Consider the following 26,825-nt stretch of genomic DNA (forward strand, 5'->3'; position numbering starts at 1 on the left):
GGTCACAGTTGTTTAACTCATGACCCTTCGGGTATGCGCAAAGCGCACGCCTTACGGCTAACGCCAGATGCCTGTTGTCGGGAAAACGCCACATGCTACCCTGCGGGAAGCCGCCCTCCGGGCGTCTACAAGCCGGGAAACCCGTCCAACGCAGTGGCTCCCCTCCCGCAGCACTGGTCTCACTAATGACTAACGACTAATGACTCATGACTAATAACTATTTAGCTTTCTTGCGTCCGGCTGTGGTTTCTACAAGTTCTAATTCCGAGAGGCGAAAGGTAACGAGTTTATCCCAGTTCCCACCTTCAAACAGGACAGCAACTTTGCCATCACTCAGCCGTTGCACAAGTCCTTCAAAGCGATAGTAGGTGTCTTGTGGATTTTTGACGCGAACAGTTGCTCCTGGTAAGATCATCATCTTTTCCCTTGGTTGTTTCCTGTTAATAGCTTAATCTTTCTCTAGCTAGGTTTGTATTAGTACTATTTACTCATGCTATTGATTAATCATTATAATTTGGGCTAAGAAAACCCACTCCTACAAGAAGTGGGACAGACAGTCGCAGCCTGCGGGGAGTGTCAACAACTAATACTTCTGCCGTTGTCGAAAATTTGCGACCGATTCTACCAGCCCCAAGGCAATGAAGTTTGTTAGCATTGCCGAACGACCATAACTCATCCAAGGAAGGGGAATCCCTGCCACTGGTGCTAAACCTACGGTCATACCAATGTTAACAATCATCTGAAACACAATCATAGACAAAACGCCTGCAGCAAGCAAAGAACCAAAGTTATCTTTGGCAGTTTGGGCAATATGTAATAGCCGCTGACAAATCAAGCAGAAGACAATTAGTACGACTAGACAGCCAATAAAACCAAATTCTTCGCCTACAGCGGAGAAGATAAAGTCTGTGTGCTGTTCAGGGACAAAATTTAATTGAGTCATAGGACCTTTGAAAAGACCCCATCCCGACCATTCACCAGCACCAATGGCAATGCGCGATTGAATGAGGTGATATCCTGCGCCTAGAGGATCGTGTTCAGGATTCATAAATACAGTCAGTCGGTTTTTTTGATACTCCTTCAAAACGTGGTTCCAGGCAAATATACCTAATTCACCACCCAAAAGGTTAAGAGCGATCGCGCCTATACCGCCAATGACGTTTTGTCTCCTAGGCAAAGTTAAAAATCCAACCAGTCCCATAGTCGCTGACCAGATTAACCCTAACGCTGTTAGGGATATTTGGTTGAATAAAACTATCGGTTGTTCAGATAACGGCCAAGATATGCTGAACAAAATCGCTGCAATAATCGGAGAAACGAGTAGTATTAACCAGCCGGGATGGGCATTTGCCCAGTACAACATTCCCAGAACAATCGCACCAAACACCAATGATGTTGCTAAATCTGGCTGTAAGAAGACCAAGCCCCAAGGTACAGCGGTGATTGCTAATGCCCGGAAAACATTATCAATATTAGAAGCAGTGCGCTTGTGTAACAGCACCGCTAGGGTGATAATTAATCCTAGTTTGGCAAATTCTGAAGGTTGTACGGCAATACCAGCGATGTTAATCCACCGTTGTGCTCCTTTAGCACTTTGACCAACTACCATCACGGCAATCAAGCTCAAGTTGGTGATGGCATAAGTTACCCAGTGCAATTGAATCAGCTGATCATAACGGCTTCTAGCAATAAATAAAGCAATAACCAAGCCAATGCCTCCCATGAGCCAGTGCCACCACCAGTCAGTGAGTCCCTGATTCAATTCCGTACTGCGGATCATGATACCGCCAAATACGGTGAGGCTTATTGGTAAACAAAATAATAACAAATCTACTTGATCCCAAGGTTTGATCCAGAACTTCCAACGAGATCTGGAAAGCGAACGTTTTACCAACATTGTATGCGTTTACACTTTAAGTATGAGATTTGAAATGAAAAAATAACCCAAAATCTGTATTCCTGGCTGAGCAACTTCAACCAGGCAGAAATTGGAATTTTTCTGTCAAGTTATGTCAGAACAGCAACTGATACTTTGCCAGCAATTGTCAGGGCGATCGCCTTTAACGCTTGGGCACTAGCTGATTCTGGTTCGGCAATAACCACTGGTACACCTTTGTCACCACCAATTCTAGTAGAAATCTCCAATGGTACGCACCCCAGCAACGGCACTCCTAACTCAGCTGCGGTCGTGGAACCACAGCCGGAACCAAAAATGTCATACTGCTTATCTGGCATATCTGGTGGAATAAAGTAGCTCATATTTTCTACTATTCCTAGGATGGGCACATTCATCTGCTGGAACATTCGCAAGCCCTTTCGGGAATCCAGCAGTGCGACATTTTGGGGTGTGGTGACAATAACTGCTCCCACCATTGGCACTGCTTGTGCTAATGTCAGTTGAGCATCGCCTGTTCCAGGTGGCATATCCACAATCAGATAGTCTATTTCTCCCCATTCCACTTGGTAGAGAAACTGGCGAATCACTCCATTGAGCATTGGTCCACGCCAAATGACTGGCTGATCCCGGTCGATTAAAAAACCCATTGACACTAATTTGACGCCGTAATTGAAAGCAGGTTCCAGAATTTCACCTTTGTCTGTTGAACGCACGATCATTTCAGCATCACCCAGTCCTAGCATAGTGGGATCGTTAGGACCATAGATATCAGCGTCTAGCAAACCAACCTTCGCCCCTGTTTGAGCCAAAGCAACTGCGACATTCACAGCAACCGTACTTTTGCCAACGCCTCCTTTGCCACTAGAAACTGCAATAATATTCTTAACACCAGGAACACCAGTGCGATCGCTCAAAGTTTTCTGTTGCGGTGTTTCGGCTGTCACCTCCACAGATACCTCTTTAACTCCTGGAAGTTGTTTCACGGCTTTTTGGCAATCTTCCACAATAAATTCACGCAAAGGACAGGCAGGTGTTGTCAACACCAAGGTAAAGCTAACCTTCCCGGACTCAATTTTGATGTTGCGAATCATGTTGAGATCTACCAGACTTTTGCGAAGTTCTGGATCTTGCACTGGTTGCAACACTTTTAGGACTGAACGAGTATCAAGGACATCATACATAATGTTTTTATCTTTCTCTTGCAATAATTTTTAACAAAACGTCTTGTTATCTACTAGAATCTTAACTTTTAAGCGCTATTTATCGTTCACAATCTCAAGTCAATAGCCAGTAATCTGTAGTCGGTGAGTCCAAACTCAGTCGTTCTTTTACTCATGACCCTTACGGGTATGCCTGCTTTCGCCTGACCCAAGAGCGCCAGTTCCCTACGGCGGGAGACCCGCCTGCAGGACTGGACTTACTAATGACTAATGACTAATGACTAATGACTAATGACTAACAATCAAAACAACCATCTTTAAGAGATTTTCGCTTTCTGGATACCGCTTGTAATGTTGCTTCCTCAACTGCTTGGACTAACGCTCGTGCGACGCGATCCGCGTAGGGACGAGAAAAAGGCCAGATTAAGGGCGACAACCAACCACGTAATGTTACAGAATATGACAAACAAGTGCCACAGACTGTAGATTCTACTTTATAAGTCACCCGTTCTTCTACACCAGGAATTGCTAGTACTCTGACACTCAGTAATTCCCTAGGATTGACGCTTTCTACAAAAATGCGAATGGGAATTGGCGACAAGCGTGTAACCGCTTGATAGATGAGTCCAGGTTTGGGTACTAATCCATATGGAACGTTAGTGCTTTTGAGTAATGGATGCCAAGAAACATCTGCTATGTCAACGACTTTTTGCCAAAGTTCATCCACAGAAGCAGAACTGATTTCTCGGTAAGTTCGCACCAGAGAAAGGCAAAACCGACGACGTTTGCGGTGGACGGATTTGGATAACCATCCCATTTTTCTATTCCTCCTCCCTACAGCCTTTTTGGTAACTCTGGCATAGTCAGCATTTGCGTTCAGCCCTTGTATGAAACTTTTTCAAAATTGTCCTCAACATAGTAAGTCGCCATTTCATATATACGCTAATTTGAGAACTGAAGCATAACTGAGACTTTTTCATTAATTTTCATTAACAAACACGCTCTTTAAGAAAGAAGGTATCAACGAATGCACATTCGCTTTTAGGCGTTGTCGTTCGCGTAGCGTCTCCGACAAAAGAAGGCTAGGAAAATCCTTAGCACATTATTGAAATTTTGGCTCATAACTCGATTATTACTGAAGTGTTGATTTTGGGAGTTAATATAAGATTCGACAGAGCAATCTTGTTGAACTGCAAGGCTCGATTTTTGATGCTGTGAGCAGAAACGCTCTGGGAGGAACAACTCTATTCATATATATCAGTCCGCGCCCCCTGCGGATATGGTCGGAGATTTTTCTTTAGACAGAGGTTGAGATTTGCCAGGTGGAAAGTGCTCGTAGATTTATCATTTGAAGTGTTGTATCAATCCTAGAACTTTACATAAACATAAACAACTTGAAAAAAATCAATAAAAGCACAAGTACACACCCATTTGAGGGAAAATAACTATCTGTAGTCATATCCCTCAGTCGTGATTAATGCTTGACTATAGAGAGAATAGCTCTTTGGGCAATTTTAGCCTGCTTTCTTTTGTCAGTTGCTCAGAAATTTTCAGTTGAAAAATTCTTGCTTTTACCAAAATTGTAATAAATGGTTCTTGAGTCTATGGTCATCAACTCCCAAACTCCAACAATGCGGGCAGAATCTACTCAAACTCTACCAACTGACGCCAAAGCCAGAGTTAGTCAGTTCATGAAACAGTTGCAAGACAAAATCACTCAAACGTTGGCAGAACTGGATGGTGTGGGGAAATTCCAAGAAGATGCGTGGGAACGCCCAGAAGGAGGCGGAGGGCGATCGCGCATTCTGCGTGAGGGTGCAATATTTGAGCAAGCTGGGGTTGGTTTTTCCGAAGTTTGGGGTTCCCATTTACCGCCTTCAATCTTAGCGCAGCGCCCAGAGGCAGCAGGTCACGATTTTTATGCCACAGGCACCTCAATGGTGTTACATCCACGTAGTCCTTATGTACCCACCGTTCACCTCAATTATCGCTACTTTGAGGCGGGTCCGGTGTGGTGGTTCGGTGGCGGTGCGGATTTAACTCCTTATTACCCCTTTGCCGAAGATGCAGTCCATTTCCATAAAACACTAAAGCAAGCCTGTGATCTTCATCATCCAGAGTATTACCCAGTGTTTAAACGCTGGTGTGATGAATATTTCTACCTAAAACACCGTGGGGAAACGCGGGGTATTGGCGGACTGTTTTTTGATTACCAAGAAGGTCGGGGTTCCTTGTATCGCGGTCCTCACAATGATGGTGCAGCGGCTACTTATAGTAACCAAATTGGGACACCAGAACCACGCAGTTGGGAACAGTTGTTTGCTTTTGCACAAGAATGTGGTAATGCCTTTTTACCAGCCTACGTACCCATTGTAGAAAGGCGACACAAAATGGAATATGGCGATCGCCAACGAAATTTTCAACTGTATCGCCGGGGAAGGTATGTAGAATTCAACTTGGTGTATGACCGAGGCACTATTTTTGGATTGCAAACCAACGGACGCACTGAGTCAATTCTGATGTCCCTACCACCCTTGGTGCGCTGGGAATACGGTTATCAACCTGAACCAAACTCCCCTGAAGCCCAGTTGTACGAAATTTTCCTCAAACCTCAAGACTGGGCAAACTGGATACCCAGTAGTCCAAAATCATGAGTCCTGAGTGTTGAGTATAAATCATCTGCAACTCCAAATTCCCTTGAGAGGCTAAATACGAAGAATTTTACACTCAGTATTCAGCACTCACCACTTCTTTAGTGAGTTAGACTACTAAAGAGAAGCACTTAGCAATAAATATGACAGTTGTTGCTGTAGCTTTTCAATCACAAGCTACAGCATCACAGAACCCTGTCGGAGGTTTACGTTCTTCACTTAGTCTGGAACTCATTCCAGTACGAAAAAAGAGGAAAAGAGCCGTAATAACAAGGGTTTTGGCTTTGACCATGTTAAGGCGAAACTATACCGTAGTCTCTTTATAGAGGAGTGTCAAGGGAAGGTTCAGTGATATATTACATAGATCAAAAAACTTATACAACCCAAAACGGCAATACTGTTACCGTTTTAACACCGACTGGTCGCTTGGATATTACAACTGCTTGGCAATTTCGTCTGAAGTTGCAAGAGTGTATTTCCAAACTCAGTCGTCATCTTGTAGTAAATCTCGGTCAAGTCAATTTCATAGATAGTTCCGGTCTGACCTCTTTAGTCGCGGGAATGCGCGATGCTGATAAAGTTAAAGGCAGTTTTCGCATTTGTAATGTGCATCCAGAAGCAAAGCTGGTGTTTGAAGTCACCATGATGGATACAGTTTTTGAAATCTTTGAAACCGAGGAGGACGCTTTAGAAAGTGAATCTGGTAGTATTGCTAGCTAATATTGCTAGCTAGTACTGAGTTGCATTCAAAGATAGTAAGTAGGATGACCAGACCGTGCCGGGGTTCGCCTTCGTGCATCCAACACAAGCGTGGGGATGAGACAATTAACGCATTCGCTCATTCAGTAAATGCTATTTCTGAATGCAACTTGGTAATAAGGGCATTGCTGAGTATTGAGCAACAGAAGAATCTTCACTTCATCACTCAGTACTGTTGTCTCTTTGTATAGCAGTAGGGACCCAAAAGTGCTCCCCAAGTGGCTTTTCCAGTCGTAGAGTCAATTCCTTTGTCATAGCTGAGAAATTTATCATCAGTGACCTCAAAGCCTAAGGAAACTTGCACAGTATTACCATCAACACTAAAACAGCAACGAGTGTCTGGAGGTGGGGTAGCGTTGAACTTATAACTATTGGGGGCTAATAATTGCTGGGTAAGGTTAAGTACACAGCCAGGTAGTAACTCTAAATGATCGGGTGTCAGTGTGTTGAGTAAAGCAGGATTTTGACCAGCACCAATCAGGGTATTGTGGTCTTTGATCATATAATACTGCACTTTGAAAGGTACATCAGGGTCACTTCCTTGTAAAAGCCGCATAATGCGCTGGCGGTAAGGTCGCTCTAGGTTGACAATATTGGCTTGTTCAGCAAATATGGTAAGACTGTCTTCTGAAAAAAGAGAAAGTGGTCTGTGCCACAGACGAAGGTGAACGTACCAAGCAGGCTCTGCAAGAGCTTGTTCTCGATTATCAAATTCACCAGAAAGATAATTAGCCAGGGTAAGTAGTTGTGCTGCCAGACTCATAGGTGTCATGTTCACGATTCCATGCAAGCAATTTCCGCCGTGGAATGTGATGAATTGTTGCTATAATGACAGCCTACACCTTCTGTGATCAAAGAACTCCACACTATCAAAGTAATTTTGTCTGGCAGTTTTAGGTAGAAAACTGAACTTGGCAAAGTGGCATTAAAGCGAGACAATAAGAGTACGTCGCCCTCCAAATTTGCTTTGTGAATAACCTCCGTACCGTATCTGATACTAAGCGAACTTTCTACAACCTTCACACCCGTCCGATAAACACTATTTATCGTCGGGTGGTGGAAGAATTAATGGTGGAAATGCACCTACTGTCAGTAAATGTCGATTATAGCTACGATCCTATTTATGCCTTGGGCGTCGTCACTGCTTTTGACCGCTTCATGGAAGGCTATCAGCCAGAACGAGATAAGGAGTCTATTTTTCATGCACTCCTTCAAGCTGTAGAACAAGATCCACAACGCTACAAACATGATGCTCAACGTTTGCAAGCATTGGCGACAAGCATAAGCGCTTCCGAACTCACTGCCTGGTTAAGCCAACAAACACCTCTGGATCGAGATGCTGACTTTCAAGGATCTCTACAAGCAATAGCGAACAATCCTAAATTTAAATACAGCCGCTTGTTTGCGATCGGTTTATTCACTTTATTAGAATACTCAGAACCAGAGTTAGTGAAGGACGAAAAGAAACGCAATGAGGCACTAAAAACAATAGCCAAAGGCTTGAATATCTCTGATGACAAACTCAATAAAGATTTAGAGATCTACTACTCTAATATAGATAAAATGTCACAAGCTTTGACAGTGATGTCAGATATGCTTTTAGCAGATCGAAAAAAGCGGGAACAGCGTGCACAGCAATCAAACACCAAAGTTGCTCCGCCAAAGGCTAACGAATAGTTATAAGTTGTAACTATGAAATATATAATGATGAGTTATGAAACTGGGTTTCTTATTCACAATTCATCATTCATGCTCGTTTATCGCTTACTTTAGAAACCTAGTAGCTTGTATATAAAGCTACTAATAATCAAAAGAGCTTGTGCTCCTATAATAGGGCCGCAGATACGAAAACTTGACACTCCCGTTTCTCGCGGCTCCGGGATTCTTGAATCATAGGGGTTCTTGTGAACTTACCTCCTGCGCGCATTTTTACAGTCTGCCCGACGGCTGCACACCCTCTGTTGAGGACGACTTGAGCGGCTACAACATCTCTATCAGTTGTGTAGCCACAGTTCCCGCAAACATGAACACGTTCTGACAAATCTTTTTTACCCGTTTCAGTGCCACAGCTAGGACAAATTTGACTTGTCTTTGTAGTATCGACTTTAACGAAACTAAATCTATTTTTTGTAAAATAATAGATTTTGCTCCTCTGAGTGCGATTTATTTTATATATCTTTAGGTTTCGGCAACGAGAAAGCGAGGGAACCAGGGGAAGCAGGGAGAGCAAATACTTCCCCTCATCTCATTACCTCTTGGGAGTAGGATTGGTTTGTCCAGAAGGCGCTGTTGGTACTTTAGGCAATACAGGAGAAGCTGGATTAACTGGGGTTACACCTTGGTTAGTTTGAGGTGGATTGGGTATTGTGGGAAGATTGAAGTTGGGGTTAGTTTGTGGGTTGATGGGAGTGATGGGTTGATTAGAAAAAGATGGTGTTGTGACAAAAGATATGCGATCGCCCCCCACTTGTCGCCACAAATCTATCATTGATATGACATCATTGTATGTTGCTGTTTGGCTGACTTTCAAAGCTAAAATAGCGTTGGGAGTTTGTTGCAGGTGGCTCTTAAAAGTTTCTTTGAGCTGTTCCCGTTTTACTGAGTCGTTCTCTACATAAGTCTGACCAATAGCATCAATAGTCAAAGTTAATATTTGCCGTTGAGCTGTTGCACTAAGTTTCTTTGCATTAGATCCATTAGTAATAGATGGCGTACTGGTAGTTGATTTAGGTAAATTAATACTAATTTCCTCTTGACGAGTGAATTGCAAAGCTGCCAAAAGAAAAAATGTCAGTATACAAAAAACGACATCTATTAAGGGAATGATTTGAATTTGGACGTCTTCTACTGGAGTCTGGAGATTAATTTTCATTGTCTTGCTCTCATACCTGAGTTAGGGGCTTTTTTGTTAATTATCTTTCGGTTCCGACAAATCAGACTCTGAGGGAGGCTCAGGTGTTTCACTAAACCTGGGTTTGCCTCTTTTTCGAGGAGAATTCAAGTTATCTGGTGGAGAATCCCGTATGATTGTTACAGGTGGTATTATATTTTCAGATCTCATCTTTGTGTAGTCAGGTGGAGACTGCAGATACAGCAACTCCATATCATTCCCTGCCCTGCGGAAAATTTTAACTTGGTTAACAACAAGGCCTTGAAATAAGCGGTAGAATGCCAAACTGACGATCGCAACGATAAGTCCTGTTGCGGTACTAATCAGAGATTCCCCAATACCAGTGGTAACTCCGGCTGTAGATTCGGTTCCTAAATCACCAATGCGAATAGAGCGTAGAGATTGAATTAACCCTAAAACCGTACCTAACAATCCTAACAAGGGCGCAAGAGCAATCACAGTTTCCAGGAGTTTTTCGCCCCGTCGCATTCCAGCCAATTCGTCTTCTGCTGTTGCTTCTAACGCCAGTCGGAAACTTTCTAGATCACTTTTGGGAAGACTTAGAGGTGCATAGAGAAACCGTCCGATGGGCTGCTTTGTTGCTTGTCTGGCTATGTCAGCAGCCGACATCCAATCTACACGGGCTGCATCCAAAACACGAGCAACTATTTCCTTTTCCTGGCTTAAAATTCGTAACCAGAACCACAAACGCTCAAAAATCACACTTAAAGATAAAATCGACAGAGCAAGCAATGGCCACATTGCTGATCCGCCCTTCTTAAACAAGTCTACAATATCCACTGTTGTAGGTTTCCTCCTTTCATTTGTAGTACATTTGTCCTGAAGCACGATTATTTTAGAGATTAAAGCACAACTATCATAATCGTTTACCATTCAAGAGTTGAGATGAGTGCAATAACTTACGAGTAGCATCTTCCAGACCAACTAGGGCGGTTATTCCCACAGGAAGTGTAGGTCATAATTTGCCAGAATTAAAAGTAACTGGAGGTTACAATCTATGAAATTTTCAATTCAATCACTTTATACTTGGTACCGCAATGTACTTCGTAACCCTAAGTATCGTTGGTGGGTAATTTTAGGAACACTACTTTATTTTGTCAGCCCAATTGATATTGCTCCGGACTTCATTCCGATTGTAGGAGAACTTGATGATGTCTTTCTGTTGACATTGCTAGTTACTGAGCTGTCTGGGCTAATGATTGAAGGCTTCAAAGCGCGTAAAGGTCAGGTTGACGCTCAAGCCACTAATACTACCTCTAATACTACTACCGAGGGTCCTACTGCTAGCCCGAATACAATCGATGTTGATGCCGTTTCTGTTAAGTAGTATTTATAACATTATAAAACCTAACAACCCCCCTCCTTTTTCTAGGTGCTGACAAATGCACTTTTGCTGGAAGGGGGATATTTTTTTAGTCATTAATCATAAGTTATTAGCTCTTTGGGCAAGGCAGAAGGTTTGAATTTGCTAACCACTAGCTATTATGTGTTCCTATCTAGTTAAAATATCTACCAAATAGAGGATAGACAATTTTTAACTATTTATTTTTCTTTACCTATGACTAAGCGCCAAATTATCGGACTGCTACCTGCTGGTGGACAAGCAACACGAATTTCTCCTTTACCACTTAGTAAAGAGCTGTATCCGATTGGTTTTCAGGATTTTGGTGTTAAATCTAACTGGCGTCCAAAGGTTGTTTCTCAATATCTGCTAGAAAAAATGCAACTAGCAGGGATTGATAAGGCGTATTTTATACTGCGTTCTGGTAAATGGGATATACCAGCATATTTTGGTGATGGTACGATGCTTTCCATGAGTTTGGGCTATCTGATTATGGGCTTGTCTTATGGTGTGCCTTTCACTTTGGATCAGGCTTATCCTTTTGTTCAAGATGCGATCGTAGCCTTGGGTTTTCCTGATATTTTGTTTCAGCCTGAAGATGCTTATGTACGGATATTGACACGCCTTGAGGTTAGTCATGCTGATGTCGTCTTAGGATTATTCCCGACTGATAAACCTCAGAAAGCGGGTATGGTTGACTTTGACGATGAAGGTAGAGTAAGGCTGATAATTGAAAAACCTCGCCAGTCAGATTTGCGTTATATGTGGAGTATTGCAGTTTGGACACCTGCTTTCACACAGTTTCTGCACGAGTATCTTACGACTCTTAAGGTAAATAGTAATCTATCGCAGCTACCAGAAATACCGATTGGCGATGTGATTCAAGCTGCGATTAATAAAGGTTTTCACGTGGAAGCAGAAGTATTTGCCGATGGTACTTACCTTGATATTGGTACACCGGATGATTTAGTAAGCGCTGTGCGGCAATTTGCTGCTTTGGTTGGTGAGGAAAATTTGTAGAGGCGATGGCTTAATCTGGGTATGTCAGATGAGTTGCCGTAATTCATCTAGAGTACTCACCGTTAGGATAGCTCGCTGAATTGCTTTTAATCGCTCTAAATCGGAAATTTGGGCGATTTCTGGCATCAGCTGTAATCCTTCAGTGCCGAATTTTACTTCCAAACCCATTTCAATACTCGACAGCTTCTCCTCTCGCCGTCCTCGTTCCTCGCCTCGTGCTTCTCCTCGTGCTTCTCCTTCTCTCAAAATTTGCTGATACCAGGGAGATTCGTTTAACACTGCCATATCCCACCTCATAATTTGCTGAACTAATGCACTGTCTAATACGAAGCTAGCAAAAAATGCTAGAACGGTTTCTAACTGATTCAATTGCTCGTCTGCGCGGAGAATTTGCAAGGCTTGTTGTATTGTGGTTTCTTCCGCACCACCCTTGAGAATTGGTACAAATGGAAGCAAAGATAACACGGGTTGTTGAAAAGCTATTTCCACATCGACTTCCCAAAGATTTATTACGCGGTAGTCTTGACGCGCTTGTAAACCTGCAAATTCCGATTGATACCGTGTAGGAATTTCAACATCACTTTCTTTGAGGATGTTGATGAGTACGGGATACGTGGGTAGGTTGTACTTCTCTTCTGCCAGTGCTGCGTATGCACGCATTCGCTTAGGCATTTCCGGCTTGTATCGCAATTGTAACTCGTTGAGTACGAGAAATTGCCCATATTGGGGACTTTCGGCGCGGATTAATACGTCACTCTCGCGGCTAATCCATTGGAATTCTGAGTTGAGAATTTCTTGGGCTGTGATGTCGGAAATTTGTGTGACCCATTTTACCCAGTTATCGGGTGCGAGGCTGATTAATTTTTTGGTGCTGATGTCAGCGGATTTTGGCATGGGGGAGTTGATGCAGGAGATGAGATCACTAATTTTACTCCTGTCCCACCCAAAGAATACCTAAATGAAAGAACCGCAGAGGCGCAGAGGTGGCAGGTGCTAACAGCGGGTTTCCCGACTTGTAGACGCCCGAAGGGCGGCTTCCCGAAGGGTAGCACTTGGCGTGGCGCAGAGAAAAGACATCAATTAGATAGGTTATCTTATAGGACTCAAGGGAGTAGTTGGTTAGGGGTAGGCGATCGCCATACACTGAGCATCCGATTACCCCCCCAATTTCTGCTTATTTTTAAGCAATATTGCTTATTGACAAATGCATATCACCTTAAAACAGATAAAACCGCCTCTTCAAGCCCCGCGAAAGTGTAAAGCCATTTTCCTGTTTTTAAGTTCCATAGACGAACTGTTCTGTCATTGCTTGCACTCGCTAGGGTTTGGCTGTCGGGACTGATGGCGATAGCTTCGCTGCTGCCTTCGGCAGATCGCATTCACTGCAGCTGTATGTCCCCTGAGAGTCTGTACACATCTCCAAGTTTCAGATAATGCTTCTTTGGGAAAGACAACTTCTGCTTTAATATTAGGAGGAGAAGTTTGAGCTTTTTTGTGCAATTCTTTCTTGAGCATCTGTAACTCATCCTCAACTTCCAGAGCGGCAAATTTTTGATTGAGATCTTCACCAGTCAAAAATGCGTCTAACTCGAACACAGCAGCAGAATAAGCTTCCATCTGCAAGATTTTCTCTTCCATCCTGTCGAAAACCTGTGCTGGTGTTTCTCTTGTTCCGGTTTCGTCTAGCAACTTGGCAATACCATAGGCGGCGAGTCCAACCACAGCACCAATTCCTGCCATCGGGATTGTGCCAATTCCAAAAGCTAAACCTATTTTGGGTGCGACTAATCCCATACCACCAACTACCCCAGAAACACCAGCACCGCCTATTGCACCAACCCCCATTGCACCATAAGCAGCTGCATCTCCCTCTGCTATTGCCTTGAAAGCACCATAAGCAGCAGCACCAACAACAGCACCAGCACCAACAACAGGAACTGTGCCAATTCCAACTGCTCCAAATCCTCCGGCTAATCCCATCCCGCCTACTGTTGTGGAAATACCAGCGCCTGCTATGGTTCCTCCTGCAATAAATGTTGCACCGATTGTGGAATTTTGTGTCACTTGTTTTTGTCCTTGGTCTTACTTTTTCAACAAACGCGCTCCTTTACCACGGTTGCAATCTGTACACAGCGTTTGCAAATTGTTGAGGTTATTACTGCCACCTTGGGAAAAAGGCACGATATGATCAACTTCTAATTGCACTTGCTGGCTGCTGCGACCACAAAAAACACATTTGTAACTGTCTTTGTGTAAAACTGACACACGAACTGATGCGGGAATATGGCGGGAGCGTTTACTGCTATCTTGCTTTGGTTGAACTCGGGATTTGATAGCAGCAGACTTTTTCACCTTTGGCTTTTTAGATTTATCAGCTTTTTCACTGTTAGCCTGATGAATCAAATCCCGAATAAAACCACGCACTAATTTCTGGACAGGATTGGGAGTCTGTTTTGTCACGACTTATCAAACAGCTTTTTCAAACCATAAGCAGCTAGTCCAACTACCGCACCAGCTGCTATAACAGGCGCAGCACCAATAGCGACAGCTGTTCCTCCAACTGCTAAACCCATACCTCCAACTACAGCAGAAACTCCAACTCCAACTGCTGCTCCTCCTGCAACTGCACTTATAGCTGTGGCGTCTCCCTCTTCTATTGCCTTCTTAGCTCCATAAGTAGCTGTGCCAATAACTGCACCAGCAGCAGTCACAGGAGCCATGCCGATTGCTACGCCTCCGAAACCTCCAACTAATCCCATACCACCAACTACTGCGGATACACCAGCACCCGCTATAGTTCCTCCAGCTACCAATGCTGTACCTTCTACTTTATTTTTCAGTTCTTCGTTCTGATTATCTGTCATTATTTGATTTACGTATGCTTAAGTATATTACATATAACCTAAACAAGAAAACTGTTACTGTCCAGGAATAATCAATAAAATATTATCTCATCTTCTTAAAGTTTGTTTAAAGATATAAGTAGTGTTTTTAACATCAAAATTTCACTTGGCACAGATGACTTTAGAAATTCCAGACATACCTTGCAGTATAATCTGGAATTCTGTCAACTTATTTACAATCAACTCTAATAACAATCACGGTGAGTATTCATTTCTAGGTAGACAAGAAAATGAAAGAACAATAGCTTCTACCTAATTAACAATCTCCTCGTATTGAGTTGAATGTGACATTTTATTCCCGTTTTCCTGCTGCTCATCATCACTGTGGTTAAGAGCGCTATGCTTAGTCTTATTAATCATGTGATCCATGTGTGGTGTTTTGGCACAAACTAGCAGTAGCGCCCCCAAAATAAACAGTAAGCCACAAATCGATGCAGCCTGAACCCAAGTAATTTCCAGTGCTCCGTGAACAATGACTTCTCGCAGTACAGATACTATTGATACTTCAACTGCTACCCCTACTGCGATGCTATGCTCCTGTAAGTACACCATTAGGAGTCGGAATAACTCGACCAAAATCAACAAAAACAGTATTTTTGCAGTCACTTGTTGATGATCTAATGGCAGTGTAAGCTCGGTAAATATCTCCCACAATTGCATAACCATGTAGGCAAACAAACCGAAACACAGAACAATTACAATTAAGTCTTGAAAAGCCTCCATATTGCGAACAATTCGTTGTCTGTCAATCCAACGATTGCGAAATAAATATTGACTCTTCTGGCGCTTATTTATTGGCATTTTAATTCTCACCGGGACAACTACAGAGCAAATTAATCAGTCTACCTAATGCTATTAACAAGAATTAGAGTTTCTTTGAGAATTATCTGAATCACAAGCATCAAACAAAAGTTATTTGCCATTGCTTGCAAAATCTCTTCAAACAAGCTTATTCGTTATTTTATGATCTACATAAAATGACGAAATGCTTTAAAAATATAGCTGGCACAATCTCACAACAGAAGTGTGGTACAAGGAACACTTTTTATCTCTTGTGAAAGATTATTTGAGACTAAAATCTGGGTTTAATCCCCCTTAATGTTATAGCCCGCGTAGGCTGGCTTGGTCAGTGTAGCTGAGGTAGTACATTTCGCAATTCATCCCCAAGATGTGGCATTCTGGACTAAAGGTTCTGCAATGCGAAAGTCTGCTTGTGCTAATGCAGCTAACAGTATATGGCAATCCTATTTGATTTGTGTGAAAGTGCCTGCGCGTAGCGCATAAATCGGGCACTCTCAGATTCCCGACAACTTTTGCGAAGTCGGGAATCTTGTTGTTCACGAATAATTTAGGACTGCTGGAGAGTTTTTAAAAATTTTGTTTTCAGAAGGTGCCTTAACGAAAGTACGGCACCCTACGTCTTAAGCTGCGATATCTTGCCCAAACTCTATCAAGAACCTGAACGCTTTCACAACATAGCTGGCGCACTCTTTGGGAGAGGTGTTGTAAAACGCTCGCCATGCACTCGCTTTATCCTCATCATAGCGATCGCCCCTTTTCGGATGACTTTCTAACCATGCTAATCGCACGGCATGACCAATTAACACATCCAAAACGATGTATTCTTCAATTTGTAAGTTGGGGTTGTTGGATGCAATTGCTGCCAATTCTGTCAATGCCTCAATATTAACTTGTCGGTATTCGGGAGCCTCAATTTTATTTAGCAAATGTTCTACTTGCAACGCAAAATTCTTTTCTCCTGCTGTCATTTCTGACAAAATGACTTCGCTATCTAAACGGTTGCGGCGTTCTAGCTTATCGCCAATCACTAAGCCTTTGCAATGTTCCATCACTAGCCAAACTTGCTTGAAAAAGTCTTTTGGAACGCGTCCTGTTGCTCCCTCGGCTTGGCGGAACCGTCGCCAACCGCCTGATGGTACATCTATTTCATCTCCTTTGGATGGTGCTACCATCCAATCTATGTCACTTTCTTTTTGTTTGACGTGCAAAGATTCTTGCTGACGTAATAGCTGACTCAAGCTGACGTATTCAAATAATACCTGACGTACTCGTGTTTTCACTTCCAAAGGTGACAGTTGCATGAGGTGTTCATAAGCTTCATCCTGAGTAAGGCTTAACTCTTGTACCAGTTCGCTGGTAATCAACAGAATCATATAGCCAACTCTGAAGGTGAGTAGTCCTTTAAACAGTTCTGGTTCTGTCTTGATTAAAGCACTGAGATAAATCAGAATTTCTTGAGTCAGAACGCGATCGCTTATATCTTCCCGACAAAAGTCATTAATTTTCTCAACAATTTCGCTATGCGACAGAGGAAGAGTGATGAGTGAATCTTCACTGTAAGCTTTACCCACAGCAATTTGCTTACCGCGCACCACAATACTTGTCACCACGTCCGACAAGCCAATATCACTCATTTGTCGTAACCCAGCAGCACGGCGCACAACTGCCCAAACGCCGGAATCACCTGCTTTAGTGTAAACTTCATCCAGCAAATCTGCCACAGTAACGGGACGTCCCGGTCCACCAAAACCTGTATCAAATTCTAAGCCTTCCAAACGAACTAAAGTTTGCAATAACTCTATTTGCTCGTAGAGATTATCTGATGAATGTAAAGAGGAGAGCAACAATCCTAAGTTTGTTTCACACTCCATTTGGAATTCTTGAGTATGCTTTAGAAGCCAATTTCCTTCTGGATTGTAAATCAGATACGAGCAGCGAGGCGCAGCATCTTTGATGGAAGATAGAGAATATTCAAAATCTTCTTGAAGAAAATCAATCCGTTGTGTTCCTGCTGTCAACATCAACTGATTAAGACGTCCCAATTTTACGCGTACACCGTTACAAACGCCTTCTTTCAGTTCTTGCATGAGAGCAAGTAATGCCTCACTACCTGTTTCCAACATGGTGTGAGTCAACATTAAAGTGAGGATCGGACGCCCTAAATCAATCCAGTATTTTTGAATGTAAGCGAGTTCGCTTTTAATTTGATACACCAAAAAATGGTAATCAAGAGTTAAGTAAAACACTTGAGCATCCAAAAACGAGGGCAAAAAGACAACTGTCTCGCCACGAATACGAAAAATCTTAGATGTTGTCAAACTTCTCAAACGTCGGACTGGACGTCCTGTTAAACCAAGTTTATCGTTACGTCCAACTTGGGTATAAATAGCTGAAAGATCATCTGCTTGTCGGACTTGAATTGGTTCGACTTGCTTGGGTGTTTGTGTTTCAATCCCATGAACTGCCAGTTTTGCTTGTAAATCTTCATCTTCTGCAAGTAAAGCGATTTGTACGACAGCTTGCTGATTTTTTCCGATGCATAAATACCTTCCCAAAGGGTCAATATCTCCAACAGCTATCAAGCCTTCACTTAACATTTGACCGAGAAAGTACAAACTCTGCGCCCACACAAGAGGAAGATTCTCGTTAGGTAAACGCGGCTGACTTTGAGGTTCTAATTTTTCTGCTTCTACAGATTCTTCTGGAACATAAAAAAGTTCTGGAACTAGATGTAAACCATCACGCTCAATCAATAAAGATTCTAAACGCTCTTGGTAATGTTTCACTTGCTCTTGTTCGCCGCGAAACAAACCATCTAGAAATAAATAGGTGAAAAATAAAGGCCATTCACACTCAATATGCTCGAATTGTTTGAGTTCCAATGGTTCGTAGTGCAAGCGGTTTTTGTCTTCTAAAACTGTCTGGTGTCCATCACGCAGAAAGCGCTTGCAGCCGTATTTTCCTTCGAGTTTGTTGATAATATCATTGCGAGTGCGTTCTCGCAGTTCCACATCTTCTACAGCAAAAGCTGGAAAACTAATAACGCTCAACAGCGCCGCATCGATTTCTTTTGATGACGATTCTCTTGGTAATAGAGATTCTAGCGTAATCCTGGCACGAGCGATTTCATCTGGTAGCGCGTGAATAACCGATGCTTGACAACCATGTACGCCAAATAAATCCAAACCATTAATCGCTTCCAATGCAGCTTTTGCCATACCTATAGAACTGGCATTTAATTCTGCATTGCCATGATTAATTTTATTACCTCGTTCCCAAATACCGTAATCTGGAGTACGGTACGCTCGTCCAATGTAGTAAACCAAATTTTGGACGAAATTCACCTCGTCAAACGTGTAAATGATCTGCAATCCCGAAGCAGTCATTTGCGCCAATATCAGGATAAATATTGATGTCGCATCTAATTGCAAATGTCCCCATTCGTCATCACCAACAACAATATCACCCGTAGCAGTGTTGTACTTAGCGTGTAAAGCATCCAACGGAGACTGAGTGTGTTTGAATTGCTCTAATTTAGCACTTTGACGCATCATCGCAAACAACAAGCCCCGCATCAGCTTAACAACGCTGTGTTCTAGCTCATAGGTGCGTCCTTTGTCTTCGTCAACTTTGCGGTAGGCAATCGCCAATCCCCACACTGCCAGAATACTGTAAACGTTATCACGTACCCAAGCATCAGTGTAATCGCCGTGGGCAGTTATCGCCGTACTTGCTGGTAACAAACCTGTAATTGGGTTCTGACGAGCAAGGATAATTGTCTTAATTTGCTGATAATAACACTCAAGACGAGCTTGCAGTTGAGTGGCTGTTTTCATAGTTGATTTTCTACGTTGTTTCCGGAATGCAACCCTGAGACGGTGAAGTAAATTATGTCAGCAAAGCCAAAACTACCTTTGTAGTAGGCAGTTGTTTTGTGGATCGAAATGAAAAATGAATCATCGTCTCCTGTCAATATACAAGTTAGCTTTCCCATTTTTAAAGAAAGATACTCTAAATGTCAAATGTTTTCAAATTTTTATCAGCAAGTCAGCTACTTTCTCTTTATCTTGAAATTAGTTTGATTAATACTCAACAAGGAAAAACTTCTACATAATGCTCATCAGACGCGGGAATTAACTAGATAAATTGTAGTTGCTAAAAACAGAAAACACATATAGAATTACTCTTTTTGAAAAAGAGTTAATTTCTGTTTATACGTTATAACCAAAATAATTTTTCACTAAGTAAAAGTTGTTTACTCCCAAGTTAAAGTCAACGGCAAGACTGAACTGATACCAATCGAGTTATATGCCGATGGCTCACTTGAGCCGATTATTGTATAAAAACTAAAATTTCAGATTCCTCCTCGGATTATCCTCCCATAACCTTTGGTTATGGGAGGTTACTTAATATTTCTTGCAAGCAACGTTCGGTAATATCAAGTGCAGCAAATAAGAGCTCGCTTCGCTTGCTCGCAGGGAGCAAGGGAGAAAAAGAATTATTGTCCATTAGCTCTTTTCTCCCCCGCTCCCTTCCCCTCTCCCCTCTCTCTTTTGCTTCTTCGTTGACAACATGCTCCAAAAGTGTGGAATTTGCCGCGAATTCTCAATCTACATCCACTGGCTTATGGTTGTGATCTCATATAGGAGCAGTAGAAAAGGACTACTCCGCAAGTTGTACGCGAACGCCGCCTTTGCGCTCGCCTAAAGTGAAAATTTTACCAAAAAATAATATTATCACTAGCTTCAGGTAAAAATGTTTACTTGAGAAAGATTCTATTTAAATCAACTTGTACGCTTGACACAGATACTCAGAGTAGTAGAATCTACACAAATCAACAGGCATCAGGGTGATGAAAGATTCAACTGAAGTGGAATTGAACTTTCATTTTCTGACTTTCGACATCTACCGGATTACACTATTCCGGGTTAGGATTATGAATTAGCGATGCCATTGATTGGTAATCGATGTTGAATTTCTGAGATTTTATGGACCGAAGTCCACAAGACGGCAGTACTAACCTCCTCTGATCTGGCGAGTTTGTCTCCCAGCGCGGGGGAGGCATTTGGAGGTATTATCATGCTCATGCAAGATGTTCGCGATTCGGTTATTGACATTGCTGACTTAAACCAGCTCAAATTGGATTTGAATGGTACACAACCGGTAGATGTGGGAGAGTACATCACACAATTGCCCGAACAACAGCGGGCGATCGCATTCCGTTTACTCAATAAACACCAAGCAATTGATGTCTTTGAATATCTACCTTCAGAAGTACAGGAACAAATCATAAATTCCCTGCACGATGTTCAAGTTGCACAAATTGTCGAGGCGATGAGTCCGGATGAACGCGCAGAATTGTTTGATGAGTTACCCGCTGGGGTTGTCAAACGCCTGTTGCAAGAACTGAGTCCAGAAGAACGGCAAGCAACAGCAACGATTCTCGGCTATGCTGAAGGCACCGCAGGACGCGTGATGACAACAGAATACGTGCGGTTGCGGGATGGATTGACTGTCGGAGAGGCTTTGAGTAAAATCCGCCGTCAGGATGAGGACAAGGAGACGATTTACTACGCCTACGTTACGGACGATAACCACAAGCTGGTGAGTGTTGTCTCGCTACGACAGCTACTGTTTACCTTTCCTGAGGTTCTGATCACAGATATCGCTAGCACTCGCGTTATCAAAGTCAGAACACAAATGCCCCAGGAAGAAGTTGCCCAAATCATGAAGCGATATGATTTAATCGCTGTACCTGTGGTTGACCGAGAAGAGAGACTGGTGGGTATTGTCACGATTGATGATGTGGTGGATATTTTGGAAGAAGAAGCCACAGAAGATATTCAAAAACTGGCGGGTGTGAGTGGTGGTGATGAACAGGCTTTTTCGTCTCCTCTGATAACTCTTCGCAAGCGCTTACCGTGGCTATTTGGAGTTATGTTGCTCTATATTGGAGCATCTAGTGCGATCGCCCCCTTTCAATCAACAATCTCAATGGTGCCAGTGCTGGCTGTGATTATGCCGCTTTTCTCCAACACAGGCGGTACTGTAGCTATTCAAGCCTTAACAGTGACAATTCGTGGACTTGGTGTTGGAGAAGTAACACCCCAGGATACTTTCAAAATTCTCCGTAAGGAACTTCAAGCAGGACTGGGTACAGCGGTAGCACTAGGACTGACTATGATTATGCTTTCCTTGATTTGGGCACCACCTCACGAACGTTGGGTGTCGTTAGTTGCAGGAACAGTCATGGCTGTGAATACTCTTGTGGCTGTCACTTTAGGAACTTTATTACCAATGGGGTTGAAGCGACTAAAACTTGATCCCGCTTTGGTTAGTGGACCTTTAGTGACAACAATACTAGATGCCGTTGGTTTTATGATTTTCTTAACACTGATTTCTACGGCTTTGCATATTTTCCACTTAAAACCATGAGCTAATAGACTCAGAGGACGCGAAGCATTTTCCTTGTCTTTGTGATGCGTCCTCTGTGACACTCCTCAGTCTAACCGAATTGGGCGAGTTCCAGGGACTTTGTGGACGATAGGCGTTAAGCGTAAGCGCAAGCGCACGCCAAGGGCGAACGCGTAGCGTGCGCCTTTGGCGCTTAGCTCTGCCGTAGGCAATCGCCGTGCGGTTTATTGAAGTTAAGGGAAGATCTACAGTCGGTGAAGTGGCGCTGACGACTAACGAGTATAAAACAGCCGAAAGATTAAAACAGGATTATTGGTTGTACGTTGTGTTTAATTGCGCTTCTACTCCAGAAGTTCATCCTATAGAAGACCCAGTACGATAAGTAGGGGAACCGTTAGTGAAGATTGAGCATTATCACGTTTGGGCCCAAAAAATTTTAACAGCACAATAGGTTGTATATTTATGCAAGTACAAACACAAAAACGCTACTACACACCTGAAGAATATTTAGAACTTGAGGAAAAAGCAGAATATAAAAACGAATACCGCGATGGAGAAATCGTTCCAATGACTGGAGGAACTACAAATCATAATGAAATTGCACTGAATTTAGCAGCTTCCTTAAAATTTGCAGTGAAAGGGCAAAATTATCGAGTTTATATTGGTGACGTACGTTTATGGATACCCCGTTATCGTCAACATACTTATCCGGATGTGATGGTAATTCAAGGACAACCTGTTTATACGGGAACAAATACAACTACCGTCATGAATCCTTTGCTGATTGCAGAAGTTTTATCTAAATCGACTAAGAATTACGACCAAGGCGATAAGTTTCTCTATTATCGGTCTATCCCCGAATTTAAAGAATATATTTTAATCGACCAATATCACTATCATGTTATGCAGTATGTAAAAACTGCAGAAGGTCAATGGTCATTTACTGAACTTGAAGGGGAATCTGCAACCTTATCACTTCAAACGATTGATTTTAAAATTCTACTGAGCGACCTTTACGAGCAAGTAGACTTTACTGTCAGCAGTGAAGAAGATTCATTATCTTAAATATTATTAACACTAATTTATGCTTAAAGTCTTTTTTAGAAAATGCTATGAGGATCAAGTGCGGTTATTTCAGAAAACCTTCTAAAATCACTTGTGTTAAACGTTAGCAGATGAGTTAGATTATGAACTATCATCGCCGCAACTAATCGAGCATCATGAGAAGGTTTCCCGGTGACTTTATATTTAGCGATGAGACTTTCCCAAACTGGAAAAATTGATGCTGTATCTGGTAGAAGCACGAAACAATTTTTAAGTTGCTCTAGTTCGTTTAAAGCATCCGCAACCGATAAACCTAATCGATTAACTTCTATTGGGCGAGTTGCAACCACCCAAAACTCAATCAGATTTTGCGGTATAATACAAAGCCTCTTCCCTTGCTCCAACAAAATTCTTACTGCTTGAACGGAAGATTTATGCATCGAATGAGTCTCTTGGGCACTCCGCAACAAAACATTTGTATCAACCAGGTAGCTCATACCATTTCATCTTCTCTGGTGTAAATACTTTCGCGGCTAATTGCATCATCGCAAAGAGGTGGCGCTTTTATTGATGAGTGGCTTCTAGCCCAATTTACAAATCTTTCCGCTCGTTCTTGAGGTGATAGTGTCAGAGGTGTGGGTTGCGATGATGCAAGCAAGCTTTCAACTAAAGTTTTCAACAATACTTCAACGGATGTTCCTTGAGCTGCGGCTTGAGCCATCAAGCGTGATTCAATTTCAGGTTCTAGTTCAAGTAGGATAGCCATAGTAGGTGTCAAACAGTTAAAGAAATAAAAGAAATCAATTAAAATTAGTATACTTTACCATATTTATCCTAAATGATAAGCCCTACAGGCACGCTCCGCTTATGATTTAGGATTGCTATAGTTATAAGAAACAACTTGGCTAAAAATCCAAACCTACAACTGTTAACTCAGGTGGATATTCAACAACAAACTGATAATATATGTCACGTTTAGCTTCTGGTGGAAGAACTAAAGACCATTCCAATATCCCCATTTCACCAAGCTGAATTTGCGGATTACTACGGTTCAGACGGACTTTAATTTGTTCGTTGCGACTAATTGGTAATTGTTCAATGACTTTTAAATTTGCTTCTTGATTTTGTAAGTTAGTTATAACTATCCGATAACTATAAGTAATCCTTCGATTGTTGCCAATCAGTTTTTTGTCTACCTGACGTTCTACTAAATCACGCTCAATTTTGAAACCTTCGTCAATTCCTAAATTCAGCTTGAACTCTTGCCCTGGTGCAACATTCTCTAATTGAGTTGTTCCCACAAATGCATTATCTCGGAAAATATTCGCTTTCCCTGGTAACAAAGTTACACCATTGCTACTATTTTTCACATTTGCTTGTAGATAAGCAAAGCTAATCAAGCGTGGTATTGCCACATACTCAAAGCTACATGGAAAATCGTCGTTAAAAATTGTCGTTTTATGAGGTGCGCCGTCACTGGGAATGTTTCCACTACTCTTCACCTCAAAAGTGACTGCACTTCCTTCTCTAGAAACTTCTGCAATCAGGGTTTGTGCACTTACCAAATTTTCCTCTAGTTGTTCGGTTTCTAGTGTTGTGCTACCATCTCCACTGGCAGAAGGAGCCATAGCTACAGAAGGAGTTTGTATTGGTGCTACTCTTCGCATACGCAAAACCTCGGGTGGACGCAGTATGTCGATATACCAAGGTTCAAGTTTGGGTGGTAAAGTTCCCAGTCCAAGTTTTGCGGTAGACAGAGTCAGAGATACGTCCATCCAATCTTCACCAGTACTTTGGGTGACTTCAGCAAGGTAGGTGAGATTGATGGAATTGCTACTTGTATTGACTCGCAAGTCATACAGCGGAGTCCAACGAGCGCAACTGACTACGTAAGAGACTTCTAACTCAAACTCTCCAGCACCCGCAGGCTCAATTGCCACACTCAAGCTAAAACTTTCCTTAGGTGATGGTGTTTGTACTTGTTGCCATTGTTGACGCAGAACTTGTAGCTGCTTGTCTAGTTCTTGCTGTTGGACTTTGCACTCTCCTGTAGCAATAGCATATTCGCTGTACTGGCTTCCCATAAAGTTGAGAAAATCCAAAGTTTCGCTCAAGCTAAGGTTTTTCCGCGACAGACTCTGTGCAAAAGGTTCCTCTGTCTTTTCACGTAAACCTTCAATAAACTTTGACTGCAAAGCCAAAGCATCGATTTGTGCTTGCAGGAGGTTCCATTCTGCTTCTAATTGCTGGATTTGCCTTGTTAAATGGCTCAACCGTTCGGCGAAGGGTTCCGTGGAGAAAACTCGCTCTGTGCTGACTCCGGATAGGTGTACGACAACTTCACCTGTACCACTAACCCTGACTGACTCAGTTTCCATAGTCACTGGCAGTTGGATAATTTTTAATTCTCGTTCCTGTCCGGTGAGTGTGATCACCCGTGAAGGTCGTGCACTACTAACAGGTGCGATACGCTCGCTGTCTTGCCTCCGGCTTATCGCACCTCGTCGTGTCACAAGGGCTTGGTCAGTATAGACTGTCACAGATATAATTTCAGTTTCTACTGTTTTTCGCACAGCCGATGCTTCCTTTGTTAGTCACTGTCAGTTTTCTCTCATTGTGCATGCTTTTGCTGGTTATTTAATGGTATTGTGGACTGTCCCAAATATGTCCTCCATGTTTGCTGAAATGGGGAATTGCTAAATCGTTGATGATTTCAATCCAAAGGCAGATGCTTTACTGATTTAAAAATGTTAATAAAGTCAGTCTTATAAATAAACTTATACCTCTCTAACGATTTTCGTCTGCGTGAAAAACACTAGAACTTATTGTTTGATTTGCAAATTGCTTTGCAGCATCTAGGAGATACTCAAAATAGGTACGAGCAACGATAGAAAGTTGCTTACCAGCTAAGTAAACCATGTACCAATTCCGTTGGATGGGAAAGTTTTCTACATCCAGAATGGTTAAATCTTTACTCTCTGTCGTTAAAGTATGTCGAGATAAAATGGAGATTCCTAAGCCACCAGCAATTGCTTGCTTTATCGCCTCGTTACTCCCCAGTTCCAGCTTAACCTTGACCATCACTTTATGCTCATCGAATAATTTCTGCACAGCTCGCCTTGTTCCTGAACCTGGTTCGCGCATAATAAAAGGTTCATCAGCAAGACGTTCAATGGAAATATTTTTTTGCATTGCCAGAGGATGATTCGCTGGTGCTATAACGACCAAGGGGTTTTCTAAAAATGGCTGGTAATTGACATCCAGATGTTCTGGAACTTGGCTCATGATATACAAATCATCCATATTGCTGCTCATGCGTTCCAGAATGCCTTCATGATTTGTCACTTGCAGGGCGATATCAATTCCTGGGTAAAGTTGGCAAAATGAACCCAATAAACGTGGTACGAAGTACTTAGCTGTAGTAATGACTGCCAAGCGCAACTGTCCTTGCTTTAACCCTTTGAGATCTGCCACTTTCATTTCAAATTGGGCAATTGTGTCGAAAATCTGCCGACAGGTGGTAAACAGTTCCCGTCCTGCTTCCGTAAGATAGAGGCGCTTTCCTACCTGCTCAAACAAAGGCAACCCAACTGATTTTGTGAGTTGCTTAATTTGCATGGAAACAGTGGGTTGAGTGAGAAAGAGTTCTTCAGCGGCACGAGTAAAGCTACCGTGACGCGCCGCAGCCTCGAACACCTTCAACTGGTGCAGCGTCGCTTGGTTCAAGGGCTATTCTCCTTTAAGATTGATTTTTATAGATATAAATCTAGTATCACTGAACACTTGAAATTGATATAGCTTTGCTCATCCAAAAGTTACAAGTGTTGACGCTCTCAGCCTGCCTTACGGCTCTTGATGGGCATTCTTGCTTCGGCAATATAAGACAATACAGTTGCTGTTAGTGGTATTTAGTTTTGTAATAT

Annotated in this window: 28 protein-coding genes; 9 read left to right on the plus strand and 19 right to left on the minus strand. The window is 42.5% G+C overall.

Going from position 1 to position 26,825, the window contains the following annotated elements; all coding sequences use genetic code 11:
• On the plus strand, positions 1-186 hold a 186-nt coding region (locus DP116_RS28520), incomplete at its 5' end, for a hypothetical protein (protein WP_211173188.1).
• Between the two features lie 31 nt (positions 187-217).
• On the opposite strand, the gene DP116_RS09630 is transcribed toward DP116_RS28520, so the two are convergent.
• The 4 genes from DP116_RS09630 to DP116_RS09645 all read right to left on the minus strand — a co-directional run bounded on the left by DP116_RS09630 (position 218) and on the right by DP116_RS09645 (position 3,874).
• Positions 218-415 carry an NAD(P)H dehydrogenase subunit NdhS gene (locus DP116_RS09630; protein ID WP_048869649.1) on the minus strand — a complete coding sequence of 66 codons (198 nt, stop codon included), beginning with the start codon at positions 413-415 and terminating at the stop codon, positions 218-220.
• A gap of 168 nt (positions 416-583) precedes the next feature.
• Positions 584-1,897: a rod shape-determining protein RodA gene (rodA, locus tag DP116_RS09635; RefSeq protein ID WP_169154981.1), complete on the minus strand. Its 1,314-nt coding sequence runs from the start codon at positions 1,895-1,897 to the stop codon at positions 584-586.
• 110 nt (positions 1,898-2,007) lie between these two features.
• A complete protein-coding gene (locus tag DP116_RS09640) occupies positions 2,008-3,078 on the minus strand; it encodes an Mrp/NBP35 family ATP-binding protein (protein ID WP_169154982.1) in 1,071 nt (356 codons plus the stop codon).
• Between the two features lie 274 nt (positions 3,079-3,352).
• A complete protein-coding gene (locus tag DP116_RS09645) occupies positions 3,353-3,874 on the minus strand; it encodes an SRPBCC family protein (protein ID WP_169154983.1) in 522 nt (173 codons plus the stop codon).
• Between the two features lie 787 nt (positions 3,875-4,661).
• Between DP116_RS09645 and hemF the strand changes: the two genes are divergently transcribed.
• Entirely contained in the window at positions 4,662-5,711 is a 1,050-nt protein-coding gene (gene hemF / locus DP116_RS09650) for an oxygen-dependent coproporphyrinogen oxidase (RefSeq protein WP_169154999.1), read from the plus strand.
• Positions 5,712-6,059: 348 nt separating this feature from the next.
• Positions 6,060-6,428: an anti-sigma factor antagonist gene (locus DP116_RS09655; RefSeq protein WP_169155000.1), complete on the plus strand. Its 369-nt coding sequence runs from the start codon at positions 6,060-6,062 to the stop codon at positions 6,426-6,428.
• Positions 6,429-6,633: 205 nt separating this feature from the next.
• Here DP116_RS09655 and DP116_RS09660 read toward each other — a convergent pair whose 3' ends face one another.
• A complete protein-coding gene (locus tag DP116_RS09660) occupies positions 6,634-7,230 on the minus strand; it encodes a chromophore lyase CpcT/CpeT (RefSeq protein WP_169155001.1) in 597 nt (198 codons plus the stop codon).
• A 206-nt stretch (positions 7,231-7,436) separates the two neighbouring features.
• Here DP116_RS09660 and psb29 point away from each other — a divergent pair, with 206 nt between their 5' ends.
• Positions 7,437-8,144 carry a photosystem II biogenesis protein Psp29 gene (psb29, locus tag DP116_RS09665; protein WP_169154984.1) on the plus strand — a complete coding sequence of 236 codons (708 nt, stop codon included), beginning with the start codon at positions 7,437-7,439 and terminating at the stop codon, positions 8,142-8,144.
• Between the two features lie 148 nt (positions 8,145-8,292).
• On the opposite strand, the gene DP116_RS09670 is transcribed toward psb29, so the two are convergent.
• Genes DP116_RS09670 through DP116_RS09680 form a run of 3 tightly spaced genes read right to left on the minus strand, consistent with a single transcriptional unit; the run spans position 8,293 to position 10,158 of the window.
• A complete protein-coding gene (locus tag DP116_RS09670; RefSeq protein WP_281357382.1) occupies positions 8,293-8,697 on the minus strand; it encodes a zinc ribbon domain-containing protein in 405 nt (134 codons plus the stop codon).
• Between the two features lie 18 nt (positions 8,698-8,715).
• Positions 8,716-9,339 carry an ExbD/TolR family protein gene (locus DP116_RS09675; protein WP_169154985.1) on the minus strand — a complete coding sequence of 208 codons (624 nt, stop codon included), beginning with the start codon at positions 9,337-9,339 and terminating at the stop codon, positions 8,716-8,718.
• A gap of 36 nt (positions 9,340-9,375) precedes the next feature.
• Positions 9,376-10,158, minus strand: coding sequence for a MotA/TolQ/ExbB proton channel family protein (locus DP116_RS09680; protein WP_169154986.1), 783 nt, complete (start codon positions 10,156-10,158; stop codon positions 9,376-9,378).
• 217 nt (positions 10,159-10,375) lie between these two features.
• Between DP116_RS09680 and DP116_RS09685 the strand changes: the two genes are divergently transcribed.
• Entirely contained in the window at positions 10,376-10,705 is a 330-nt protein-coding gene (locus DP116_RS09685; protein ID WP_169154987.1) for a YkvA family protein, read from the plus strand.
• A gap of 231 nt (positions 10,706-10,936) precedes the next feature.
• Positions 10,937-11,740 carry a sugar phosphate nucleotidyltransferase gene (locus DP116_RS09690; protein ID WP_169154988.1) on the plus strand — a complete coding sequence of 268 codons (804 nt, stop codon included), beginning with the start codon at positions 10,937-10,939 and terminating at the stop codon, positions 11,738-11,740.
• Positions 11,741-11,764: 24 nt separating this feature from the next.
• On the opposite strand, the gene DP116_RS09695 is transcribed toward DP116_RS09690, so the two are convergent.
• The 7 genes from DP116_RS09695 to DP116_RS09720 all read right to left on the minus strand — a co-directional run bounded on the left by DP116_RS09695 (position 11,765) and on the right by DP116_RS09720 (position 19,280).
• A complete protein-coding gene (locus tag DP116_RS09695; protein ID WP_169154989.1) occupies positions 11,765-12,634 on the minus strand; it encodes an RpnC/YadD family protein in 870 nt (289 codons plus the stop codon).
• Positions 12,635-12,951: 317 nt separating this feature from the next.
• Positions 12,952-13,119, minus strand: a complete 168-nt coding sequence (locus DP116_RS30160) for a WD40 repeat domain-containing protein (protein WP_339381414.1) — start codon at positions 13,117-13,119, stop codon at positions 12,952-12,954.
• The gene (locus tag DP116_RS09700) at positions 13,043-13,804 is read right to left on the minus strand and encodes a PspA/IM30 family protein (RefSeq protein WP_246275557.1); all 762 of its coding nucleotides are present in this window, start codon (positions 13,802-13,804) and stop codon (positions 13,043-13,045) included. The genes DP116_RS30160 and DP116_RS09700 overlap by 77 nt, the downstream gene beginning before the upstream one ends.
• 18 nt (positions 13,805-13,822) lie before the next feature.
• Positions 13,823-14,200 carry an HNH endonuclease gene (locus DP116_RS28525; protein ID WP_339381415.1) on the minus strand — a complete coding sequence of 126 codons (378 nt, stop codon included), beginning with the start codon at positions 14,198-14,200 and terminating at the stop codon, positions 13,823-13,825.
• Positions 14,197-14,604 (minus strand): hypothetical protein, encoded by a 408-nt coding sequence (locus DP116_RS09710; RefSeq protein WP_169154990.1) that lies wholly within the window; start codon positions 14,602-14,604, stop codon positions 14,197-14,199. Before DP116_RS09710 ends, DP116_RS28525 begins: the two co-directional genes overlap by 4 nt.
• 291 nt (positions 14,605-14,895) lie before the next feature.
• Complete coding sequence (locus DP116_RS09715; RefSeq protein ID WP_169154991.1) at positions 14,896-15,444, minus strand: phosphate-starvation-inducible PsiE family protein; 549 nt, start codon at positions 15,442-15,444, stop codon at positions 14,896-14,898.
• 620 nt (positions 15,445-16,064) lie between these two features.
• Positions 16,065-19,280: a glycoside hydrolase family 15 protein gene (locus tag DP116_RS09720; protein ID WP_169154992.1), complete on the minus strand. Its 3,216-nt coding sequence runs from the start codon at positions 19,278-19,280 to the stop codon at positions 16,065-16,067.
• A 1,243-nt stretch (positions 19,281-20,523) separates the two neighbouring features.
• Here DP116_RS09720 and mgtE point away from each other — a divergent pair.
• The 3 genes from mgtE (at position 20,524) to DP116_RS09735 (ending at position 22,923) form a co-directional block, all read left to right on the plus strand.
• Positions 20,524-21,879 (plus strand): magnesium transporter, encoded by a 1,356-nt coding sequence (mgtE, locus tag DP116_RS09725; protein ID WP_169154993.1) that lies wholly within the window; start codon positions 20,524-20,526, stop codon positions 21,877-21,879.
• Between the two features lie 196 nt (positions 21,880-22,075).
• Entirely contained in the window at positions 22,076-22,240 is a 165-nt protein-coding gene (locus tag DP116_RS09730; protein ID WP_339381416.1) for a protein NO VEIN domain-containing protein, read from the plus strand.
• An 80-nt stretch (positions 22,241-22,320) separates the two neighbouring features.
• Positions 22,321-22,923 carry a Uma2 family endonuclease gene (locus tag DP116_RS09735; RefSeq protein WP_169154994.1) on the plus strand — a complete coding sequence of 201 codons (603 nt, stop codon included), beginning with the start codon at positions 22,321-22,323 and terminating at the stop codon, positions 22,921-22,923.
• Positions 22,924-22,958: 35 nt separating this feature from the next.
• Here DP116_RS09735 and DP116_RS09740 read toward each other — a convergent pair whose 3' ends face one another.
• The 4 genes from DP116_RS09740 to DP116_RS09755 all read right to left on the minus strand — a co-directional run bounded on the left by DP116_RS09740 (position 22,959) and on the right by DP116_RS09755 (position 26,628).
• A complete protein-coding gene (locus DP116_RS09740) occupies positions 22,959-23,399 on the minus strand; it encodes a type II toxin-antitoxin system VapC family toxin (protein ID WP_169154995.1) in 441 nt (146 codons plus the stop codon).
• Positions 23,396-23,668 (minus strand): hypothetical protein, encoded by a 273-nt coding sequence (locus DP116_RS09745; RefSeq protein ID WP_169154996.1) that lies wholly within the window; start codon positions 23,666-23,668, stop codon positions 23,396-23,398. Before DP116_RS09745 ends, DP116_RS09740 begins: the two co-directional genes overlap by 4 nt.
• 139 nt (positions 23,669-23,807) lie before the next feature.
• A complete protein-coding gene (locus DP116_RS09750; RefSeq protein WP_169154997.1) occupies positions 23,808-25,475 on the minus strand; it encodes a mucoidy inhibitor MuiA family protein in 1,668 nt (555 codons plus the stop codon).
• Positions 25,476-25,689: 214 nt separating this feature from the next.
• The gene (locus DP116_RS09755; RefSeq protein ID WP_169154998.1) at positions 25,690-26,628 is read right to left on the minus strand and encodes a LysR family transcriptional regulator; all 939 of its coding nucleotides are present in this window, start codon (positions 26,626-26,628) and stop codon (positions 25,690-25,692) included.
• Positions 26,629-26,825 lie beyond the last annotated feature (197 nt).

It is taken from the genome of Brasilonema bromeliae SPC951, assembly GCF_012912135.1.
GTDB classification, from domain to species: domain Bacteria; phylum Cyanobacteriota; class Cyanobacteriia; order Cyanobacteriales; family Nostocaceae; genus Brasilonema; species Brasilonema bromeliae.

Bases quoted from the DNA above. Each gene is read 5' to 3' on its own strand.
- rodA (WP_169154981.1), bottom strand. From the start codon at position 1,897: ATGTTGGTAAAACGTTCGCTTTCCAGATCTCGTTGGAAGTTCTGGATC.
- DP116_RS09690 (WP_169154988.1), top strand. From the start codon at position 10,937: ATGACTAAGCGCCAAATTATCGGACTGCTACCTGCTGGTGGACAAGCA.
- DP116_RS09720 (WP_169154992.1), bottom strand. From the start codon at position 19,280: ATGAAAACAGCCACTCAACTGCAAGCTCGTCTTGAGTGTTATTATCAG.
- DP116_RS09660 (WP_169155001.1), bottom strand. From the start codon at position 7,230: ATGAGTCTGGCAGCACAACTACTTACCCTGGCTAATTATCTTTCTGGT.
- DP116_RS09745 (WP_169154996.1), bottom strand. From the start codon at position 23,668: ATGGCTATCCTACTTGAACTAGAACCTGAAATTGAATCACGCTTGATG.
- hemF (WP_169154999.1), top strand. From the start codon at position 4,662: ATGGTCATCAACTCCCAAACTCCAACAATGCGGGCAGAATCTACTCAA.
- DP116_RS09715 (WP_169154991.1), bottom strand. From the start codon at position 15,444: ATGCCAATAAATAAGCGCCAGAAGAGTCAATATTTATTTCGCAATCGT.
- DP116_RS09675 (WP_169154985.1), bottom strand. From the start codon at position 9,339: ATGAAAATTAATCTCCAGACTCCAGTAGAAGACGTCCAAATTCAAATC.
- DP116_RS09735 (WP_169154994.1), top strand. From the start codon at position 22,321: ATGCAAGTACAAACACAAAAACGCTACTACACACCTGAAGAATATTTA.
- DP116_RS09640 (WP_169154982.1), bottom strand. From the start codon at position 3,078: ATGTATGATGTCCTTGATACTCGTTCAGTCCTAAAAGTGTTGCAACCA.
- mgtE (WP_169154993.1), top strand. From the start codon at position 20,524: ATGCTCATGCAAGATGTTCGCGATTCGGTTATTGACATTGCTGACTTA.
- DP116_RS09710 (WP_169154990.1), bottom strand. From the start codon at position 14,604: ATGACAGATAATCAGAACGAAGAACTGAAAAATAAAGTAGAAGGTACA.
- DP116_RS30160 (WP_339381414.1), bottom strand. From the start codon at position 13,119: ATGCGATCTGCCGAAGGCAGCAGCGAAGCTATCGCCATCAGTCCCGAC.
- DP116_RS09630 (WP_048869649.1), bottom strand. From the start codon at position 415: ATGATCTTACCAGGAGCAACTGTTCGCGTCAAAAATCCACAAGACACC.
- DP116_RS09740 (WP_169154995.1), bottom strand. From the start codon at position 23,399: ATGAGCTACCTGGTTGATACAAATGTTTTGTTGCGGAGTGCCCAAGAG.
- DP116_RS09695 (WP_169154989.1), bottom strand. From the start codon at position 12,634: ATGCCAAAATCCGCTGACATCAGCACCAAAAAATTAATCAGCCTCGCA.
- DP116_RS09645 (WP_169154983.1), bottom strand. From the start codon at position 3,874: ATGGGATGGTTATCCAAATCCGTCCACCGCAAACGTCGTCGGTTTTGC.
- DP116_RS09685 (WP_169154987.1), top strand. From the start codon at position 10,376: ATGAAATTTTCAATTCAATCACTTTATACTTGGTACCGCAATGTACTT.